The organism is Giesbergeria sinuosa, assembly GCF_042652905.1.
GTDB lineage: Bacteria > Pseudomonadota > Gammaproteobacteria > Burkholderiales > Burkholderiaceae_C > Simplicispira > Simplicispira sinuosa.
Genome location: NZ_JBHSHJ010000009.1, coordinates 1 through 18,178, shown reverse-complemented (window position 1 = coordinate 18,178; position 18,178 = coordinate 1). Strand labels below are relative to the sequence as shown.

Sequence of the window (18,178 nt, the reverse complement as noted above, 5' to 3'; positions counted from 1 at the left end):
GCACGATTCAATCAGCAAGCTACAGTCTAAAAACAGCACAAGCACTCGTCCATCGCACAAAAGGACTAGATGCAGTAGTGTTTTTATGCGCAATACTCTGCCTCCATGCCTGCCACCCTGTTGCTGGTCGATGACCACACCCTGTTTCGTACCGGTCTGCGCCTGATCGTGCAAGACCACCCCGGCGTAGGCACCATTGCCGAGGCAGGCTCCATTGCCCAAGCTTGCGCACTGGGTTTGCCTCTGTTGGAACTGGTGCTGCTAGACATTCAGTTGCCGGGCATGAGTGGCCTGGACGGGCTGCACCTGCTGCGCCAGAGCTACCCCGTTGCCCGCATTGTGTTGGTCTCGGCCAGCATGGCCCCTGATGCCGTGCGCGAGGCCCGCCTGCGCGGAGCCGATGGCTTTTTGCCCAAGTCTGCGAGTGCCGAAGATATCCTGCACGCCATCACGTTGGCCCTGGCCGGGCAGCCTTGTTTTCCGCCAGAGAGCAACACACCCGCCGTGGCCTGCTTTGGCACCCCAGCACCCAGCCTCACCTCGCGCCAACTGGATGTGTTGTCGCTGCTGTGTAACGGCAAACCCAACAAAGTGATTGCCCGCGATTTAGGCCTGAGTGAAAACACGGTGCGGGTGCATGTGGCCGCCATCTTCAGTCAATTGGGCGTCAACAGCCGCAGCGCCGCACTGCTACAGGCCCAGCGCCTGGGTCTGGTCAGTGCTCCCACGCATGACAGTAGCTACTGAAGCAAAGCCCGCACCGACGTCCTGGCTGGAGCGTTGGCGCAGTTCAGCCACCGGCCAAGACCGTGACGAGGTAGTGGCCGAACAGGTGGTGCTACTGCGGCGCAGCTTCCCCATGACGCTGTGGGCCTCGCTGCTGACCTCGTTGGGCACCGTGTGGGTGATGTCGTTGGTGGCCCCGTTGCAAGCCATGCTGTGGTGGATGGCCTCGCATGTGCTGGTGGTGGCCAGTGTGTATCTGTATTTACGTCCCCTGCCACGTTCACGCCAGCACCCTGGCGCAGATGTCTGGCGGCTGGTGGTCTGTATGGCTGCTATGGGCCTGACCTGGGGCAGTCTGGGCATCACCGTGTGGTATCTGAGTGGCAGTACCGAAGGGGTGGTGTATGCCATAGGCATTTTGAGCACCGTGTCGTCGGGGGCGCTGGGGCTGGGGGCGCCACTGCTGCGGGCCTATATCGTTTATCTGAGTTGTGCCGTTGGTGGCATCTTGCTGGCCTTGGTGCTGGCCGAAGGCCCGGTTACGCTGCCTGCCACTGTGTTGGTGGCCGTTTATTACGGGCTGACCTGTCTGCACGCACGCAATCTGGGCCAAGCCGCCCGCGACAGCATTGAGATCAAGTTTGACAACGAGCGACTGGTCATGCAGTTGCGCGCCCAAACCCAGCGGGCGCTGGAAGCCCAAGAGGCCGCCGAACACGCCAACCAAGACAAATCGCGTTTTCTGGCTGCCGCCAGCCACGACCTGCGCCAGCCCCTGCATGCCATGGGCTTGTTTCTGGAAACCCTGCGCCGCAGCCCACTCAATGACCACCAATCTCTGGTGCTGGGTCACGCACGCACGGCCTCCAGGGCTGCCGCCGAAATGCTCACCACACTGCTGGATTACTCACGCCTGGAAGCCGGGGTGGTGAAAGCCCACCGGGCACCGTTTTCTGTGCAGGCGCTGCTGTCGGCACTGGAGCAAGAGTTTGGCGGGCAGGCCGATGCGGCATCACTGGTATACCGCACCCGCGAAACCTCTGCGGCTGCGCTGGCAGACCGGGCCTTGGTCGATCTGGTGATGCGCAACCTGATCTCTAATGCCCTGCGCTACACCCCCAAAGGGGGCGTACTGATCGCCTGCCGCCAACGCCGGATGCGCTTGGCTCTGGAGGTATGGGATACCGGAGTGGGTATTCCCAAAGAGCAAATCGGAGAGATTTTTCGCGAGTTCCACCAGTTGGGCAACCCCGAGCGCGACCGACGCAAAGGGCTAGGGCTAGGGCTGGCTATCGTCAAACGATTGGTGGCTGAGATGGGCACACAGGTGGAGGTGTTCTCCTGTGTGGGCCGAGGCTCGGTGTTTAGGCTGTGGCTCGATGCTTGGCATGGCCCCTTGCTGATGGATGAACATGCCGACAGCGGCGACCAGACCCGGCGGCTGGTGGGGCTGCGGGTATTGGCAATTGACGATGATGAGGCCGTGTGCCTAGGCATGCAATCGCTGTTCCAAAGCTGGGGCTGCCTCTGCACCACAGCCCCTTCTGCCCATGCAGTGCTGGAGAGCCCCGCCGCCTTGCGCCGCCCCCCCGAGCTCATCATCACCGACTACCGTTTGCGCCAAGGCGAAACCGGCAAGGACGTGCTGGAACAATTGCGCAACCATTGGGGCCAGCCCGTGCCGGCCATCATCATGACGGGCGATACCTCACCACAACGCCTGCGCGATGCCCAGTCCACTGCGGCACTGTTGCTGCACAAACCCGTTTCTAGCGACCAACTCATTGCCGCTATGGTGCAACTGCTGCCCACCCCAGAACGCTGATGCCCGATCAAGACCGGCGGTGCGGCTCACGGGGCTGAACGTCGGTCACGTCAGCATCTGCCTGACCAGGCAAGGCCCGCGGAAACTGGCTCTCGGGCCATTCACCGGGCGTCTCGCGCACCTCGGTCACATCCGTGACATCACCGCCCTTGTGCCCTGGAGCAGCGGCCCCACGGGCCTGACCGCGCTGGTACACCGTGCGCCAGCCCGCACGCGGGTCTAAGGGCATAACCCAAGGTGCCACAGGACGCCCCGTCAGACGCGCCCACAAGGCCCGCAATGCCCATACCAGGGCCAGCACCAACCCCAAAGCCATCACGCCCAAGAACACCACCACGCCCACCAGCAACAAGATGGCCCGGAGAGCCCAGCGGATCAGCCCCGCAATGAAATCAGCCACAACAACTTCCTACGGGATCAGCCCGCTTCTGGGTGGTATGACCCACCATGTTGACCCCATCCGAGCGGCAAGCCTCGGGGTTCAACCCAAGGTTGGAGCGAGCAAGCCGGTACGGCCTGTGGTGTTGGGGTGCAGCAGCATAACCTATGATGGTCGGCATGGGCGCCAGCACCCAAGCCCCTCGGTTGCGCCTCAAAGACACGCAGGCCACCGTGCTGCATCCAATGGCGCATGAGGCTCGTCAGGTGGCAGCCTTTGCACGGCACGCCCCCATATCTCTCTGGCTATAACCAGCCAAAACGCACTGCGGGGGTCAGCCAATTGGGTGAGATAGGATGGGTGCTGTCTGTTCTTCTGGCACCCAGTGATCCGTCATGCAACATTTAGCAGCCCTGCACACCTCTGTTTTCCATTCACTGGAGGAGCAGATCGCGGTGATTGATCTGACGGGAAAAATTCTGGCCGTCAATCTTGCCTGGCAAGAATTTGGCATCCACAATGGGTTCTCACCCGAACATGTCTGGACGGGCTGCAACTACCTAGATACTCTGTCCCACTCGGCCTCGGCTGGCGACCGCCTCGCCCATGAAGCGTTGCAAGGCATTTTGGACGTGTTTTCTGGCAAACGCACAGTGGTCTACTTGGAATATCCCTGCCACAGCCCAGACGTGCAACGCTGGTTCACCATGCGCGTGGCCCCTTTGCATGGCGATGACTCGCGCACACTGTTTCTGATCTCGCACCACAACATCACCCAACGCAAGCTGGCCGAGGAGCAAGTCCGCCTGCTGGCCTTACAAGACCCGCTGACCCAATTGGCCAACCGCCGGGCCTTTGAGCAATTTCTGCACCGTGAAATACGCCACAGCACCCGCCATCAGCATCCTATTAGCCTGATGTTGGTCGATGTGGACTACTTCAAACACTACAACGACGCATTAGGACATGCAGCCGGAGATCAGTGCCTGAGCGATATTGGTCGGGTACTACAAAACCATGCTCGCAGACCAAGCGATCTTGCCGCACGCATTGGTGGCGATGAATTTGCGCTGATTCTAGGAAACACCCATCCAGCCATCGCCCACCAGATCGCCACATCGATCTTGAAGGCCATCCACGATCTCCAGTTGGTCTTTGGCCCATCGGAACAGGTCACTGTGAGCATTGGTCTGACCTCTGTGGTGCCACAGGCACTACAAAATGCGGATGCTCTGTTTCGGCAAGCAGACAATGCTCTGTACCAAGCCAAATCGGCAGGCCGCAACCGGGTAGAGCAGGCACTGCCCACCCCCCACGAACCGCACTGACTACGCCCCATGTTCCCCATACGGCTGCGCCGTTTGTTGATCGTCCTTGCCTGCTATAGCCTCTCAGGCTATGGCATTTTGGCCACCCTTTTGCTCGTGGTCGAGGGCATTCGGCATCCCGAGCCCAGCAGTGTGCTGACACTTATTCTTGTGTACGCATGGGCAGCACATCTGGTCTTGAGTATTTCTTGGATACGCGGCAAAGCCCCCCATCGGTTCTGGCCCCTCAGTGGCACGATGGCGGGCATTTGCTCACTCGGCATGCTCCCGGTGGGGTTGCCGTTTGTGCTGCCATCGGTGCTGCTGGCGGTGTATTTGGTGCGACAACATTACCAACAAAGCTGAATTGCCAAACCACCGCCCCCAGCTGCCGAGGTGCCAGCCATGCCCAGCCCGCGGCCTATGCCGCCGCCCCCCCACTGAAGTGGAAGACCCCCGGCTCGCGCACTGGGTCTACATCCACCGCAATGGTGCTCTTGGGCGAAAAGCGCCCTTCCAGCAACAATTTGGACAGTGGGTTCTCAATGCGCTGCTGAATGGCCCGCTTCAAAGGCCGCGCACCAAACACGGGGTCAAAACCCACTTTAGCCAATTCGGCCAACGCAGCCTCCGACACCTGCAAATGCAGCTCCATCTGCGCCAGCCGGTGTTGTAGCAGTTGCAACTGGATGCGGGCAATGGCGGCAATATGCTGGGCATCCAAGCCGTGAAAGACCACGGTTTCGTCAATGCGGTTGAGAAACTCTGGCCGGAAGTGGTTTTTCAACTCGCCCCAGACGGCGTCTTTGATGTCCTGTGTATCCTGACCCACCATGGCTTGAATCAGCGGCGAGCCGATATTGCTGGTCATGACGATCACCGTATTCTTAAAGTCCACGGTGCGGCCCTGACCATCGGTCAGGCGGCCATCGTCCAGCACTTGCAGCAGCACGTTAAAGACATCGGGGTGCGCTTTTTCTACCTCATCGAGCAGCAGCACGCTGTAGGGCTTGCGGCGCACGGCTTCGGTCAGGTAGCCGCCCTCTTCGTAACCCACATAGCCGGGGGGGGCGCCAATCAGGCGGGCCACTGAGTGCTTTTCCATGAATTCACTCATGTCAATGCGCACCAGATGTTCTTCACTGTCAAACAGGAAGCCCGCCAAAGCCTTGCACAGCTCGGTTTTGCCCACACCCGTGGGGCCAAGGAACAAAAAGGAGCCGGTAGGGCGGTTGGGGTCGGACAAGCCCGAACGCGAGCGGCGGATGGCGTTGGCCACGGCAGCAATAGCCTCGTTTTGCCCCACCACACGCTGGTGCAGCTTGGTCTCCATCTGCAAGAGCTTGTCTTTTTCGCCTTGCATCATCTTGGCCACCGGAATGCCGGTAGCACGGCTGACGACTTCGGCAATTTCTTCGGAACCCACTTGGGTGCGCAACAGGCGCGGCGCGGCGTGGTGGCCGTCTTTGCTGGATTCTTTGGCTTGGGCCTCGTTGAGCTTGCGCTCCAACTCGGGCAACTTGCCATATTGCAACTCAGCCACCTTGTTGAAATCGCCTTTGCGTTTGAGCTCTTCGATTTGTAATTTCACCTGCTCAATTTCTTCGCGCAACTGGCCCGAACCCAAGGCTTGGGCCTTTTCGGTTCTCCAAATGTCATCCAGATCGGCAATTTCTTTTTGCAGGTTCTCAATTTCCTCTTGGATCAACTCTAGGCGCTTGAGCGAGGCTTCGTCCTTTTCCTTTTTCACTGCTTCGCGCTCAATTTGCAACTGGATCAAGCGGCGATCGAGTTTGTCCATGACCTCGGGCTTGGAGTCCATCTCGATTTTGATTTTGGAGGCGGCCTCGTCGATCAAATCAATGGCTTTGTCGGGCAAGAAGCGGTCGGTGATATAGCGGTGGCTCAACTCGGCAGCCGCAACGATGGCCGGGTCGGTGATATCGACGTTATGGTGCTTTTCATAGCGTTCTTTCAGGCCGCGCAAAATGGCAATGGTGGCCTCCACCGTTGGCTCGCCCACCAAGATTTTTTGGAAGCGCCGCTCTAAGGCCGCATCTTTTTCGATGTATTTGCGGTATTCGTCCAGCGTAGTGGCCCCCACACAGTGCAACTCGCCCCGTGCCAAGGCGGGTTTGAGCATATTGCCCGCATCCATCGCCCCTTCGGCCTTGCCAGCTCCCACCATAGTGTGCAGTTCGTCGATAAAGACGATGGTTTGGCCTTCGTCTTGGGCCAGCTCTTTCAGTACGGTTTTCAGGCGTTCTTCAAACTCGCCGCGAAACTTAGCCCCGGCCAGCAAGGCGGCCATGTCCAAACTGAGCACCCGCTTGCCCTTGAGCGATTCGGGCACTTCACCGGCCACAATGCGCTGCGCCAGCCCTTCAACAATCGCCGTCTTGCCCACACCCGGCTCACCAATAAGCACCGGGTTGTTTTTGGTACGCCGTTGCAGCACTTGGATGGCGCGGCGGATTTCGTCATCGCGGCCAATCACGGGGTCGAGTTTGCCTGCGCGAGCGCGTTCGGTCAGGTCGATGCAGTATTTTTTCAGGGCTTCGCGCTGGCCTTCGCCTTCGGCGCTGTCCATTTTTTGGCCGCCACGTACCGTCTGGATCGCAGCCTCCAGACTTTTGCGCGTCAGGCCGTTGTCTTTGGCAATGCGCCCCCCCTCACCTTTGCTATCGGTGAGGGCCAGCAAAAACAATTCGCTGGCGATGAAGTTGTCATCGCGCTTGATGGCTTCTTTCTCAGTGGCTTGCAAGACCCGGCCCAACTCTGGGCTGGGTTGCACCTGTTCTTGGCCCTGTACCTGCGGCAGGCGCTTGACGGCGGCCTCGGCATCTTTGAGCAAGCCGGGCACATTGGCTCCGGCACGCTCCAGCAGGGCGCGGGGGCCGTCTTCTTGGCGCAGCAAGGCTACCAGTAGGTGGGTGGGTTCGATATAAGCATTGTCATGGCCCAAGGCCAGCGATTGGGCGTCGGCCAGAGCTTCCTGAAACTTGGTGGTGAGTTTGTCGATGCGCATGGGGTGTTCCTCCGAATGACGGGCAGTTGGGGCAGGAATACGCTGTTTTCAAGACACTTCCAGCGCAATGTAACGTCTTCCAGAAGCAATAGACATGCCTCGCTACCGCTATGGGCATTGACATCCTCTCCGGGATAAACCCTGGAGATTCCTACTGCTAGACGGCGATGCCCCGCCGCGAGAATGTTGCGTGCTGCATTCACATCGCGGTCGTGTTCCGCCCCGCAATCGCTGCACTTCCACTCTCTTATTCGCAAACCCGCCCTACCTTTCGGACTGCTGGCGGGTATGCTCCCGCAGCACGAGCAAGTTTGGGTTGAATACGCTTCGTTCACTTCCATAAAGACGATACCGGCCTGATGGCTCTTGTATTCCAACATCTTCTTTAGCGTGGCCCAGCCCGCATCCAGTGTGGACTTGGCCATTTTTGTTTTGACCAGCTTTGCGCTGGCTACGTCGCCCACGAAGATGGCGGCGTTTTCTCGCACCATCGTGGTGCTGAATTTGTGCAGCGCATCTTTGCGCTGATTGGCAATTTTTGCGTGGATGGCTTTGACCCGGTGCTTTTTATGCGCCCGCTGTGCTTTAGCCAGTTCCAATTCATGCTGGCGATACCAGCGGCCATGCTCTTTTTTTTCGTTCGACGCCGTGGCGCAGTCTTTCAGGCCCAAGTCAATACCCACACTGGCCGTTGCCGTTGCCACTGTAGGCTTGGCTTGCGCCTTGACTACGATATTGAGATGCCAACGCCCCCGGTGGTCTTGGCTAAAACTGCCAGAACGTAGCTCGTAGTCTGCCAAGCCGTAACTATCCCAAAGGCTCAATTTCTGTCCGGCAAAGGCGACTTGCCCTGCCTTGTACTGCAAGGCCCGTGCTTTGAAAGGAATCTAGCCCAAGCTCGACCTCAGGCTAAACCACGAGACTTCCCGCGCACTGGGTGAAGAGACTGCATACCCATCAGCGAAAAACACCAGATTTCTCTATTACCCGACGGGTAACAGCATCGATTTTTACTGATATGGAGTTGATGCAATAGTCACCACAACGATCTCCGTACCATGTAAAAATCTCATAGGATTCACTGGGGCAATCAGGGCCGCCACCACAAAAATTACTATCCCAAACACTATGGACGGGTGTTTCATACTGACACCCCATGATCTGATTAACCTCATCCAGACCCATGCCCATTTGAATTTGATCTAACTTTTGTGGTGTCACAGGAATCGCTGCATTGCTTGCACTGCCACATATCGGAAAATCAGACGGTGCCTGACTAATAATACCAACATCCAGCACTTCTACAGCCAATATGCGCACCTTTGGGAAGTTGTAACGCACACCACCCAGCTCCATACTCGGAATGGTGAGTGTATTTTGCTGCACATTATAGCCGGTACGGCCCGCATGGGTTTGTCCAGCCCATAGCAGAGCCAATAATACTATAGCCATAGAGGGGCGAATCATCATCTTGCTGCCTATGCAATAAATGCCTTATTTTTGATAGTAAGCCACCCGACTCTACTATGGTGAAATCAACACAAGCTGTTACACTGAAGATCAATTGACACACAAACCATTCAAAAAACAACGGACGGACAATAATTGTTTCGCCCCCTGGCTTTGGCAGCGTACAACGCCTGATCACCTTGGTGCAATAAGGTGTCCACGGTTTCACCGGGCTGCTGCAAATGGCCCCCAATGCTGGCCGTCAGTGGCACCGGCTGGCCTGCACCATCAACCACTGTGGCACACGCAGCCACTTCGGCGCATAGGCGCTGGCCCAGCGCGTTTAGTGTGGCCTGATCGGCATGGGGTAAAAGCACCAGAAACTCATCGCCCCCCCAGCGCGAAACAGCATCTTCGGGGCCAACGCAGCGTTGGATCAACACTGCCACGGTTCGCAATGCCAAGTCCCCTGTAGCATGACCACGTGCATCATTGATTTCTTTGAAGTAGTCTACATCGAGCCACAAAATGCCAGGGCGGCGCACATGGAGGGTGCTGGACTGTAGCCGTGCCTCCAACTGCTCCAACATGCCACGGCGGTTGAGCAAGCCGGTCAGGGGGTCAATTTTGGTGAGCTGCTCCAGCGCCGCTGTACGCTCTTGCACTTTGTTTTCTAGATCGTGACGGGCATCCGCCACCGCCTGTTGCATTTGCACAAAATGCTGGATCAACTGCCCAATCTCGCCACCGCCGTGTGACAGCAGGGGTGCCGTCACGGCCTGCCCTGCCTGCACTGCCGACATGCCTTGCCCCAATCGTGCCAAAGGCGTGACAACATAATAGCGCAGGGCCATATTAAACATCAGCAACAAACCGATCATGGTCAGCCCATAAACCAGCAGCAAACCCTTAAATTGGCTCAGGGGCAGCAACACATCCAAATCGAGCAGGGTAATTTCATACCAGTCAATTTCGGGCAGGTAGGCCACCCCGGCCAAATGCCGCTTGCCATGCACCTGCACAAACAAGGTGGCAACCTTTTGTGTGCCAGTCTCTAGGGATTTCATGGCGGCCAGCATGGCGGTGTAGTCTTGCTCTTGCTCGAACAACAGGTGCAAGGTCTTTTGTTCGGCACCACTTTTACTAACACTACCAAAATCAATCAATTGTTGGTTGCGGTGAATCTGTATTGCTCCACCATGATCAACAAACAAGCTGGTCACGCCTGCTACATTTTCTTCTACCACGTCATGGATAAAGGTGGTCAAATCCAGTCCAGTGCCTGCAATACCCAAAATATCATTGCCATCGCGAATCAATACATCAATCCACAGCTTGGTAATACCCAAGGCCGGATCAGGATTGACATTGATATGCATATCACGCTGCTGGCGGATAAGGTCAAAAAACCAAGCATCTTTGGGGTCTTTGGGATTGAGCTGATAGCGCAATTCACGCCCCGCAAACTCATTGGCCGCATTGTTATGAAAATACTGCCGCGTTTTGTACAGGCCCACAAAATAACTTTTGTCCTGAAAGTTTTTCCGAAAACTCTCAAGCTCTGCCATCGCCCGCTGTTGGGCGTGGCTGTCTTGCGGCTGCCGAGCCCAATCACGCACATCCTGCGATGCTGCCAACTGACGCGACAACGCCACCTCGCGCAAAATGGGTTGCAAGGTGCGGCTGGTGTCGTACAGCACCTGCTTTTCGGCATAGCGCACCGCCCATTGCTCCACAATGCCCTCGGCAATAGAGCGCACAACCCACCACGATGGCGCTGCCAACATGACAAAAAACAAGACCGTCAGCAGCAAAAAGCGCGGCTGAAGATTCATTGCAGCAAAAGGCAAGGGCATGGCATCAAAGGAGCGCAACGCATGGTGGCAGGCACATGCGGCAAATACATGGAAGCGCCCACTATAGCCACCGGCACAGGCTATCTGCGCATATTTTTAAAACCGCTCTGCCGCCAAGGCTTGTGCCAGCTTGGCCTCTAATGGCAAGGGCTCGCCGTGCCATCGTGCCGCCAATACTTCGGCACACAGCAGCGCCAGCGTCAGGCCACGCGCACCCATCGCAGTGCAGGCCCACAAACCGGGCAGAGCAGCACTGTCCAATGGCCCCACGATGGGCAGCCGATCGGGGGCAGCGCAGCGCACGGCAGCCCAGCTTTGCACCGCAGGCACAGGCGGTAACGCCAGCGGCGGCTCAACCCCAGCCTCCCATGCTGGTGCCAATGCCTGCTCTAACGCAGGCAACACACCCGGCAGCAACCCCGACAAACGTTGGCGATTGGCCGCATGGGCTTGCACACGCTCGGCAGGGGTGGGAGGCAGGGTGTGGATGCCACGCTCAAAGGTAGAACCTAAATACCAAGCCCGACCACCATCGTCCAACGGAATATGGGTGACCAAATTGCCCTCGCCATTCACCGGAAACGGTGGCAAAGCTGCATCCAATGCTGCATCTTGCACCCCCCAAGAGATCTGGCCGCGCAAGGCTTGCAAAGGTAAATGCTCCCCTGACAAGGCACGGCTGGCAAAACCTGCCGCCAGCACCACCCTGGGAGCCTGTGCCAACACTTGGGCTTGGGCATCCAAGGCCTGCCACTGAATGCGGCCCTCAAGCTCCACACCATGCAGGCGGGCCACTGTGGCACCACCACGCCATGCAATACCCGGCTGTGCCAACAACGCCGATACCAGACGGGCCGGACGAATCCAGCCAGCCTTGGCATGCCAGCAGGCTGTAGCATCTGGCGGCAACCCGGCAGCACGCAGCAAGTCGGCGGCAGCAGCCTGGCTCCAATCGATACCGGGGCCATCATGCCACTGGGGGGGCAAACCCAGCCGCCCCTCCACCCGATGCTCTAGCACCCCATTGGGCTGCCAGTCCACCCCAGCCTGCAACAGGTTTTGGGCTTGGCCTAGCAGCACCCGAATGCCACTGCGCGATAACCGTGAGATCACACTGTCATCGGGCGAGATATGCGGACAAAACAAACCCGCTGGTAAACCAGAGGCTCCAGCAGCGGGAGCCTCGGCACCATCGAGCACCTGCACCTGCCAACCACGCCGTGCCAAGCTAGAAGCCACGGCAGCCCCGGCCAAGCCACCACCAATCACCAAACAATGCGCAGGGGCTTCGACGGTGGGTTGCGCTGGGCGGGCCTTGCGTGGCTCCCAGCGCGGATCAAAGGTGGCCTGCACGTTATGGCGTTTGGGCGGTATGCCGGGCACTTTGGCCACGGTAAAGCCGCATTGCGTGAGGGCATCGCGCACCGAGCGAGCCACCGTCCAAGTCGCCAGCCGGGTGCCACGGCGGCAGCAACGGGCAATGGCCTTGAGGGTTTGTAGGCTCCACAACTCTGGGTTGCAGGCAGGGCTAAAGCCATCCAAATAGACCGCATCCACTGTCCACTCTGGTGCGCGCAGCAATGTTGGGGCATCGCCAATGCACAGTGTGAGCAACACGCGCCCACCATCAAAGGCCAAGCGATGCACCCCCGGCAGCAAACCCCAGTATTGGGCTGCCAAGGCTTGCGCCAGTTCAGCCAGTTCTGGGTGGGTACGGGCCACACGCAGCAAGTCATCTGCGGCTACCGGCCATGCTTCTAACGAGACAAAATGCAGCAACGTGGGGCGCTGCGGGTCGGCACGCCAAGCGGCCCAAGTGACAAGAAAGTTGAGACCAAAACCAAAGCCGGTCTCCAAAATACGCCACTGGGCTTGGCCCGCCCACTCCTCGGGCAGGCCACAGCCTTGCAAAAACACCCCACGCGCCTGCGCCAAACCCATCCCCTGTTCGCTGTGGTAGCGGTCACCAAAGCGCGGGCTGTAGGGCGTGCCGTCGTCTAGCCAGTCGATGCGTTCAGCCATTCAGGCGCTGGGGGGCACGTAGCCTTGCACGGCATCGGCACCGCCGCCAAAAAAGTGCTGCTCCATCTGCCGGGCCAAATACTGGCGCGCACGGGCATCGGCCAAGTTCAGGCGGTTTTCATTGACCAGCATGGTCTGGTGCTTGAGCCAAGCGGCCCAGGCCTCTTTGCTGACGTTTTCCCACAAACGCTTGCCCAACTCACCAGGGTAAGGAGGAAAGTCCAGACCTTCTGCTTCCTTGCCGAGCTTAACGCATTGAACCATTCTTGCCATATCAAATTGCTTCTTTAGATGTTTAAGTAATTAAAAACTGAAAACTCAGTCGTTCCAGTTTGGAGGCGTGGCTTTCAGAATCCAGCCATTGCATTTCAGACCCCAGAAAGATTCGCCATGAGCCTTCGTCGCCACTTTATCAAGATTCCTTTGGTCGCTGCGGTGTTGACCCTGAGCGCCACAGCGGCTCTCGCCCAAGGCGTGACGCTGCTGAACGTGTCGTACGACCCCACCCGTGAGTTATATGTGGAGTTCAACCAAGCGTTTGCCAAGCACTGGAAGGCCCAAGGCGGGCAGGATGTGAGCATCCAACAATCGCATGGGGGCTCGGGCAAGCAAGCCCGTGCGGTGATTGATGGCCTCAATGCCGACATGGCCACTCTGGCCTTGGCCGGTGATACCGATGCACTGCATACCAACGGCAAGTTGATTCCGAAAGACTGGCAAAAACGCTTGCCGCACAACGCCTCACCCTATGCCTCGACCATTGTGCTGGTGGTGCGCAAGGGCAACCCCAAGGCCATCAAAGATTGGGATGATCTGGTCAAACCCGGCGTGAGCGTAATTACCCCCAACCCCAAAACCTCGGGCGGGGCGCGTTGGAACTATCTGGCAGCGTGGGAATTTGCCAAGCGCAAGTACGGTGGCGATGCCAAGGCCAAAGAATTTGTGCAAAAGCTCTACGCCAATGTGCCCGTGCTCGATACCGGGGCGCGAGGCTCATCGATCACTTTCTCGCAGCGCAACCAAGGCGACGCTTTTATTTCTTGGGAAAACGAAGCCTATCTGCTGAAAAAAGAGTTTGGCGACAAGATTGAGATTGTGGTGCCCAGCATCAGCATTTTGGCCGAGCCTGCCGTGACGGTGGTGGACAAAAACGTGGACAAAAAAGGCACCCGCGCCGTGGCCGAAGCCTACCTGAAGTACCTGTACAGCGAAGAAGGCCAAGACATTGCGGGCAAACATTTTTACCGCCCAGCGGTGTCGGACAAAGCCAAGACCAAGTATGCCGCGCAGTTTCCCAAGCTCAACTTGTTCACTATTGACGATGCCTTTGGTGGCTGGGAAAAAGCGGCCAAAGAGCATTTTGCCGATGGCGGCAGCTTTGACCAAATTTATGCCCGCAAGTAAGCCAGCCCCTACAGAAAAGAGTTGATCATGTCTGTTTTGTTGATTGCTGGCAGCCCCACAGAACGCTCGCGCTCGGCGGCCTTGCTGGATGCAGTGGCACTGCGCCTGTCGGTGCAAGGCATCCGCAGCGAGCGTATCCAGGTGCGCGATTTGGCCCCCGAGGCACTGGTGCGGGCGGATTTTAGTCACCCAGCGGTGGTAGCAACGGCAGCACAGGTAGAGCGGGCCAACGTGATTGTGGTGGCAACCCCGGTTTACAAAGCTGCCTACAGTGGCGTGCTCAAGGCTTTTTTGGACTTGCTGCCGCAAACGGCACTCAAGGGCAAGACGGTCTTGCCTTTGGCTACCGGGGGCAGTCCACACCACATGTTGGCATTGGACTATGCGCTGCGCCCTGTGTTGCAGTCTTTGGGAGCCAAGCACATTCTGCCGGGCATTTATGCCACCGACGCCCAAGTCACGCTCACACCAGAGGGTGCCTACACCGTTCACCCCGACATCGGCTCCCGGCTCGACGATGCCACCCACATTCTGCTGAGTGAGACCTTGCGCCCAGCCAGTTTGGCCGCTGGAGCGTTTGAGGCGGTGAGTTTCTCTCAGGTGCGCTGTAGCGTTTAACGCCCTGTTCCATACCGGCAGGCCCGCACGGCCTTGCTGTTTTGCCTGTGATTGCATTTTTGCCCCGATGCCGGGGCCGGGCACCGCTTTGTCTGCGCCCTTGTCTATTGATTGCTCAAGAAAGAAAAACCGTCATGACCGATTTCACTGCTCTGTCACGCCGCCGCTTGTTGACTTCTGGCGTTGTGGGTCTGGCCGCCACATTGGGCGCCACTGGCACCGCCCTGGCCCAATCGAGTGGCACAAGCCGCGTGCTGCGCATCGGCTATCAGAAGGGTTGGCTCTCCATCCTCAAGGGCCGGGGCACCTTGGAAAAGCGCCTCGCCCCGCTGGGTGTGGGGGTGAACTGGACGGAGTTCACCGCCGGGCCCGTGCAACTGGAGGCACTCAATGTCGGCTCTATTGACTTTGGAGACGTGGGCGAAGCGCCACCGATTTTTGCCCAGGCTGCCGGTGCCCCACTGGTATATGCCAGCACCACCGTACCCCGCCCACACAACGAGGCAGTGCTGGTGCCCAAAGGCTCTGGTCTGCAAAAGGTGCCTGACCTCAAGGGCAAGAAAATTGCCCTGAACAAGGGCTCCAATGTGCATTATTTTTTGGTCAAGCTGCTGGAGAAGCATGGCTTGAAATATGCCGACGTGCAGGTGGTGTTTTTGCCCCCCGCCGATGCCCGTGCCGCCTTTGAGCGTGGCTCGGTCGACGCTTGGGTGATTTGGGACCCGTTCCTGTCATCGGCCATCAAAACCCTCGAAGCGCGTGTGTTGGCCGATGCCGCTGGGGTAGCCAACAACCGAGCCTACTACTTCACATCGCGCGACTTTGCGACCAAAAACATCGATGTGTTGAAGATTGCCATTGAAGAAGTAAAAGCCATTGACGCTTGGGCGGCCAAAAACAAGGCCGAAGCCGCACAAGAACTCTCCAAAGTGCTGGGGTTGGAACGCTCCATTGTGGAGCTGTATGTCAACAACCTGCGCTATGGCAGCCTGCCAGTCACACCAGACATTCTGGCGGAACAGCAAGCCATTGCCGACACCTTCTTTGAGTTGAAGTTGATTCCCCGAAAACTCAATCTACGCCACGCTGCGCCCATTGACCTGCGCTAATAAGCGCAGCCTTTGCCCTGCCTCTTTTTAGGAGCACGCCATGCCCACCCCCATGCCTTTTCCTTTGCACCAACGCTTGCAGCGTTTGCTGTGCGTCACAGCCACTGCCTGGGGGCTGAATACGCAACGCCCTTGCCGTGCGCTGGCACGCGCTCCTCGGGGCGGGTTTGCCATCTCCTACTAAAAGGAACACCCCTTTATGGCTATCCATTCGATCAACCATGTGCAGCTGACCTTTCCTGCAGGGGCAGAAGGTCAGATTCGCAACTTTTACAGTGATTTGCTCGGGCTGCCCGAGTTGCACTACCCCACAAGCAAGGCATTGCGTTTTGCCGCAGGCCCACAGCGCATCGAGCTGGTGCCCACCGAACGCGGGCCAGCCACCAGCACCGCCGCGCATCTGGCGCTGGAAGTCAACAACCTGCCCGAACTGCGCAGCCGCTTGCTGCAAGCCGAGCTGGCCTTGGTAGAAAACCGCGCCTTGCCCGGCTATCTGCGCTTTTACGTGAAAGACCCAGCAGGCAACCAGCTGGAGTTTTTAGAACCCGACACCGAACAGGAGTACGCCGCATGACACAGGCTGTGGAGCAATTACGGGCGCACCACGCGCCCCATCTGGCCAATGCCAGCGCCCCGTGGGCCGCTCTGTGGCAGCGCCTGCTGCCTTGGGCCGTACCCGTGGGCTTGATCGTGCTGTGGCAAATCGCCTCGGCCTTGGGTTGGCTCTCCACCCGCGTCTTGCCTGCCCCCGTAGATGTGCTGCGCGCCGCTTGGAGTTTGACGCTCTCGGGCGAGTTGTGGACACACGTCAAGGTGAGTGCAGGCCGCGCTTTGGCCGGGCTGGCCGTGGGCGGTGGCTTGGGGCTGCTGCTGGGGCTGCTGACTGGCTCGGTGCGCATGGCCGAGACTTTGCTGGACTCCACCATCCAGATGGTGCGCAACATCCCGGCGCTGGCGCTGATTCCACTGGTGATTTTGTGGTTTGGCATTGATGAGACCGCCAAGCTGTTTTTGATCAGCGTCTCGGTGTTTTTTCCGATTTACCTCAATACTTTTCATGGCATTCGCAATGTAGATGCGGGCCTGATTGAGATGGGCCGTACCTATGGCCTGGGTCGTTGGGAGCTGTACCGCCAGATCATCTTGCCCGGTGCGATGTCGTCCATTTTGGTGGGGCTGCGCTTTTCACTGGGGCTGATGTGGGTGATCTTGATTGTGGCGGAGACCATTTCGGCCCAAGCCGGCATTGGCTACCTGACGATGAATGCCCGCGAGTTCTTGCAAACCGACATCGTCTTGGTGGGCATCTTGCTTTATGCCTTGCTGGGCAAACTGGCCGACGTGTTTGCCAAAAGCCTAGAACGCTATTGGTTGCGCTGGCACCCCGGCTACCAACACTGACATGACCCATCGGCATTGGATTTTATTGTGAGCACCCCATCTTTTTCCTCCCCCCGCACAGGCGGCGTACACCTGCACATCAGCGGCTTGAGCAAACGCTACGGCCAGCGCACCGTGCTCCACCATGCCCATCTGGACATAGAGCCAGGCCAGTTTGTAGCGATTGTGGGGCGCAGTGGCTGCGGCAAGAGTACGCTGCTGCGCCTAGTGGCAGGGCTAGAGCAAGCCAGCGGCGGCCAAATCACCGTGGACGGCCAGCCCCTGAACGGTTTGTCCAACGACACCCGCATCATGTTCCAAGATTCGCGCCTGTTGCCCTGGAAGCGGGTACAAGCCAATGTCGCCTTGGGCCTGCCTCCAGAACAACACGATGCTGCTGCGCAAGTGCTGGAACGTGTGGGTTTGGGAGAACGCCTCAACGAATGGCCCGCACGCCTGTCCGGCGGGCAACGCCAGCGCGTTGCACTGGCCCGTGCGCTGGTACACCAGCCGCGCTTGCTGCTATTGGACGAGCCGCTAGGAGCACTCGACGCCCTGACCCGTATCGAAATGCACCGCCTGATCGAAGGCTTATGGCGCAGCAGCGGGTTTACGGCACTGCTGGTGACGCACGATGTGCAAGAGGCCGTGGCCTTGGCCGACCGGGTCATCCTGATCGAAGACGGCCAAATTGCGCTGGATCAGGCCATTGACCTGCCCCGGCCACGCTCCCACGGTGATGCCCGTTTTGCGGCGCTCGAAAAACGCATCCTTGATCGGGTGCTGCAAAAGCCAGATCAGCCCCACCACGAACCGCTGTGGCCGGGCATCCCGGCCCACGGCTTGCGCTGGGCGGTCTAAAACTGGCGTGAATTTTTGGTTATGGCTCAGAGTGCCTGAGCCAGCTCCGGCACGGCCTGGAACAAATCCGCCTCCAACCCATAGTCCGCCACGCTAAAAATCGGCGCCTCCGGGTCTTTGTTGATCGCCACAATCACCTTGCTGTCCTTCATCCCCGCCAAATGCTGGATCGCCCCCGAGATTCCGCAGGCAATATACAGCTGGGGCGCCACAA

At 58.5% G+C, this 18,178-nt stretch carries 20 protein-coding genes; 12 read left to right on the top strand and 8 right to left on the bottom strand.

What is annotated here, in order from left to right; all coding sequences use genetic code 11:
* The first annotated feature begins 105 nt into the window (after nt 1–105).
* Together ACFO6X_RS11425 and ACFO6X_RS11420 are read left to right on the top strand one after the other, a co-directional pair.
* Complete coding sequence (locus tag ACFO6X_RS11425; RefSeq protein ID WP_382433120.1) at nt 106–747, top strand: response regulator; 642 nt, start codon at nt 106–108, stop codon at nt 745–747.
* A complete protein-coding gene (locus ACFO6X_RS11420) occupies nt 731–2,551 on the top strand; it encodes a hybrid sensor histidine kinase/response regulator (RefSeq protein WP_382433118.1) in 1,821 nt (606 codons plus the stop codon). Before ACFO6X_RS11425 ends, ACFO6X_RS11420 begins: the two co-directional genes overlap by 17 nt.
* 7 nt (nt 2,552–2,558) lie before the next feature.
* On the opposite strand, the gene ACFO6X_RS11415 is transcribed toward ACFO6X_RS11420, so the two are convergent.
* Entirely contained in the window at nt 2,559–2,951 is a 393-nt protein-coding gene (locus ACFO6X_RS11415; RefSeq protein WP_382433116.1) for a hypothetical protein, read from the bottom strand.
* A gap of 146 nt (nt 2,952–3,097) precedes the next feature.
* On the opposite strand from ACFO6X_RS11415, the gene ACFO6X_RS11410 reads away from it, so the two are divergent.
* From ACFO6X_RS11410 to ACFO6X_RS11400, 3 genes are all read left to right on the top strand, one after another.
* Nucleotides 3,098–3,241, top strand: coding sequence for a hypothetical protein (locus tag ACFO6X_RS11410; RefSeq protein ID WP_382433114.1), 144 nt, complete (start codon nt 3,098–3,100; stop codon nt 3,239–3,241).
* Nucleotides 3,242–3,325: 84 nt separating this feature from the next.
* Complete coding sequence (locus ACFO6X_RS11405) at nt 3,326–4,258, top strand: GGDEF domain-containing protein (protein WP_382433113.1); 933 nt, start codon at nt 3,326–3,328, stop codon at nt 4,256–4,258.
* A 9-nt stretch (nt 4,259–4,267) separates the two neighbouring features.
* Nucleotides 4,268–4,603, top strand: a complete 336-nt coding sequence (locus tag ACFO6X_RS11400) for a hypothetical protein (RefSeq protein ID WP_382433111.1) — start codon at nt 4,268–4,270, stop codon at nt 4,601–4,603.
* A 55-nt stretch (nt 4,604–4,658) separates the two neighbouring features.
* On the opposite strand, the gene clpB is transcribed toward ACFO6X_RS11400, so the two are convergent.
* From clpB to ACFO6X_RS11370, 6 genes are all read right to left on the bottom strand, one after another.
* Nucleotides 4,659–7,265: an ATP-dependent chaperone ClpB gene (gene clpB, locus ACFO6X_RS11395; RefSeq protein ID WP_382433109.1), complete on the bottom strand. Its 2,607-nt coding sequence runs from the start codon at nt 7,263–7,265 to the stop codon at nt 4,659–4,661.
* The gene (locus ACFO6X_RS11390; protein WP_382433107.1) at nt 7,157–8,089 is read right to left on the bottom strand and encodes an RNA-guided endonuclease InsQ/TnpB family protein; all 933 of its coding nucleotides are present in this window, start codon (nt 8,087–8,089) and stop codon (nt 7,157–7,159) included. Before ACFO6X_RS11390 ends, clpB begins: the two co-directional genes overlap by 109 nt.
* 133 nt (nt 8,090–8,222) lie before the next feature.
* On the bottom strand, nt 8,223–8,735 hold the full coding sequence (locus tag ACFO6X_RS11385; RefSeq protein WP_382433105.1) for a hypothetical protein: 513 nt from the start codon (nt 8,733–8,735) through the stop codon (nt 8,223–8,225).
* Between the two features lie 110 nt (nt 8,736–8,845).
* Nucleotides 8,846–10,570 (bottom strand): GGDEF domain-containing protein, encoded by a 1,725-nt coding sequence (locus ACFO6X_RS11380; protein ID WP_382433103.1) that lies wholly within the window; start codon nt 10,568–10,570, stop codon nt 8,846–8,848.
* Nucleotides 10,571–10,666: 96 nt separating this feature from the next.
* Nucleotides 10,667–12,592: a bifunctional tRNA (5-methylaminomethyl-2-thiouridine)(34)-methyltransferase MnmC2/FAD-dependent 5-carboxymethylaminomethyl-2-thiouridine(34) oxidoreductase MnmC1 gene (gene mnmC / locus ACFO6X_RS11375; protein WP_382433101.1), complete on the bottom strand. Its 1,926-nt coding sequence runs from the start codon at nt 12,590–12,592 to the stop codon at nt 10,667–10,669.
* Nucleotides 12,593–12,865: an oxidative damage protection protein gene (locus ACFO6X_RS11370; RefSeq protein ID WP_382433099.1), complete on the bottom strand. Its 273-nt coding sequence runs from the start codon at nt 12,863–12,865 to the stop codon at nt 12,593–12,595.
* A 117-nt stretch (nt 12,866–12,982) separates the two neighbouring features.
* Here ACFO6X_RS11370 and ACFO6X_RS11365 point away from each other — a divergent pair, with 117 nt between their 5' ends.
* The 7 genes from ACFO6X_RS11365 to ACFO6X_RS11335 all read left to right on the top strand — a co-directional run bounded on the left by ACFO6X_RS11365 (nt 12,983) and on the right by ACFO6X_RS11335 (nt 17,964).
* Complete coding sequence (locus ACFO6X_RS11365; protein ID WP_382433097.1) at nt 12,983–13,996, top strand: sulfate ABC transporter substrate-binding protein; 1,014 nt, start codon at nt 12,983–12,985, stop codon at nt 13,994–13,996.
* Between the two features lie 27 nt (nt 13,997–14,023).
* Nucleotides 14,024–14,614 carry an NADPH-dependent FMN reductase gene (gene ssuE, locus ACFO6X_RS11360; protein ID WP_382433095.1) on the top strand — a complete coding sequence of 197 codons (591 nt, stop codon included), beginning with the start codon at nt 14,024–14,026 and terminating at the stop codon, nt 14,612–14,614.
* A 134-nt stretch (nt 14,615–14,748) separates the two neighbouring features.
* Nucleotides 14,749–15,723: a sulfonate ABC transporter substrate-binding protein gene (locus ACFO6X_RS11355; protein ID WP_382433093.1), complete on the top strand. Its 975-nt coding sequence runs from the start codon at nt 14,749–14,751 to the stop codon at nt 15,721–15,723.
* A 40-nt stretch (nt 15,724–15,763) separates the two neighbouring features.
* Nucleotides 15,764–15,907 (top strand): hypothetical protein, encoded by a 144-nt coding sequence (locus ACFO6X_RS11350; protein ID WP_382433091.1) that lies wholly within the window; start codon nt 15,764–15,766, stop codon nt 15,905–15,907.
* Nucleotides 15,908–15,922: 15 nt separating this feature from the next.
* Nucleotides 15,923–16,297, top strand: a complete 375-nt coding sequence (locus ACFO6X_RS11345; protein WP_382433089.1) for a VOC family protein — start codon at nt 15,923–15,925, stop codon at nt 16,295–16,297.
* The gene (ssuC, locus tag ACFO6X_RS11340) at nt 16,294–17,124 is read left to right on the top strand and encodes an aliphatic sulfonate ABC transporter permease SsuC (protein WP_382433087.1); all 831 of its coding nucleotides are present in this window, start codon (nt 16,294–16,296) and stop codon (nt 17,122–17,124) included. The genes ACFO6X_RS11345 and ssuC overlap by 4 nt, the downstream gene beginning before the upstream one ends.
* 27 nt (nt 17,125–17,151) lie before the next feature.
* Nucleotides 17,152–17,964: an ATP-binding cassette domain-containing protein gene (locus ACFO6X_RS11335; RefSeq protein ID WP_382433085.1), complete on the top strand. Its 813-nt coding sequence runs from the start codon at nt 17,152–17,154 to the stop codon at nt 17,962–17,964.
* Between the two features lie 26 nt (nt 17,965–17,990).
* On the opposite strand, the gene ACFO6X_RS11330 is transcribed toward ACFO6X_RS11335, so the two are convergent.
* On the bottom strand, nt 17,991–18,178 hold a 188-nt coding region (locus ACFO6X_RS11330), incomplete at its 5' end, for an electron transfer flavoprotein subunit alpha/FixB family protein (protein WP_382433083.1).

Bases quoted from the DNA above. Each gene is read 5' to 3' on its own strand.
- ssuE (WP_382433095.1), top strand. From the start codon at position 14,024: ATGTCTGTTTTGTTGATTGCTGGCAGCCCCACAGAACGCTCGCGCTCG.
- ACFO6X_RS11345 (WP_382433089.1), top strand. From the start codon at position 15,923: ATGGCTATCCATTCGATCAACCATGTGCAGCTGACCTTTCCTGCAGGG.
- ACFO6X_RS11380 (WP_382433103.1), bottom strand. From the start codon at position 10,570: ATGCCCTTGCCTTTTGCTGCAATGAATCTTCAGCCGCGCTTTTTGCTG.
- ACFO6X_RS11370 (WP_382433099.1), bottom strand. From the start codon at position 12,865: ATGGCAAGAATGGTTCAATGCGTTAAGCTCGGCAAGGAAGCAGAAGGT.
- ssuC (WP_382433087.1), top strand. From the start codon at position 16,294: ATGACACAGGCTGTGGAGCAATTACGGGCGCACCACGCGCCCCATCTG.
- clpB (WP_382433109.1), bottom strand. From the start codon at position 7,265: ATGCGCATCGACAAACTCACCACCAAGTTTCAGGAAGCTCTGGCCGAC.
- ACFO6X_RS11400 (WP_382433111.1), top strand. From the start codon at position 4,268: ATGTTCCCCATACGGCTGCGCCGTTTGTTGATCGTCCTTGCCTGCTAT.
- ACFO6X_RS11355 (WP_382433093.1), top strand. From the start codon at position 14,749: ATGACCGATTTCACTGCTCTGTCACGCCGCCGCTTGTTGACTTCTGGC.
- ACFO6X_RS11350 (WP_382433091.1), top strand. From the start codon at position 15,764: ATGCCCACCCCCATGCCTTTTCCTTTGCACCAACGCTTGCAGCGTTTG.
- ACFO6X_RS11410 (WP_382433114.1), top strand. From the start codon at position 3,098: ATGATGGTCGGCATGGGCGCCAGCACCCAAGCCCCTCGGTTGCGCCTC.
- ACFO6X_RS11420 (WP_382433118.1), top strand. From the start codon at position 731: ATGACAGTAGCTACTGAAGCAAAGCCCGCACCGACGTCCTGGCTGGAG.
- ACFO6X_RS11425 (WP_382433120.1), top strand. From the start codon at position 106: ATGCCTGCCACCCTGTTGCTGGTCGATGACCACACCCTGTTTCGTACC.
- ACFO6X_RS11365 (WP_382433097.1), top strand. From the start codon at position 12,983: ATGAGCCTTCGTCGCCACTTTATCAAGATTCCTTTGGTCGCTGCGGTG.
- ACFO6X_RS11405 (WP_382433113.1), top strand. From the start codon at position 3,326: ATGCAACATTTAGCAGCCCTGCACACCTCTGTTTTCCATTCACTGGAG.
- mnmC (WP_382433101.1), bottom strand. From the start codon at position 12,592: ATGGCTGAACGCATCGACTGGCTAGACGACGGCACGCCCTACAGCCCG.
- ACFO6X_RS11385 (WP_382433105.1), bottom strand. From the start codon at position 8,735: ATGATGATTCGCCCCTCTATGGCTATAGTATTATTGGCTCTGCTATGG.